1 protein-coding gene is annotated in these 211 nt (G+C 67.8%); it reads left to right on the top strand.

The window, feature by feature from the left end; translation table 11 throughout:
• The coding region (locus NMG80_RS02340; RefSeq protein ID WP_254016653.1) for a transposase zinc-binding domain-containing protein at positions 1 to 211 on the top strand (211 nt) is incomplete at both ends.

The raw sequence follows: 211 nt of genomic DNA, 5'->3' as shown, positions 1-211 counted from the left end.
ACCGCCATGGCGCCGCCTGGCGCGCGGCCCAAGCCGGCCACTTGAGCCTCGGCCAGCTGAAGGTGATGTCGGCGATCGAGACCTGCCGCACCGCGGCGCTTGGCGGTCATGTCGAGGCGTGCGAGGACTGCGGCCACAGTCGCATTGCGTATAACAGCTGCAGGAATAGGCACTGTCCAAGGTGCCAAGGCGCGGCGGCAAGGGAATGGCT

The sequence above is a fragment of the Mesorhizobium escarrei genome, assembly GCF_935825525.1.
Lineage (GTDB): Bacteria > Pseudomonadota > Alphaproteobacteria > Rhizobiales > Rhizobiaceae > Mesorhizobium > Mesorhizobium escarrei.
Note: the sequence above shows the minus strand (reverse complement) of the source record. Positions and strands in the feature narration are given on the sequence as shown.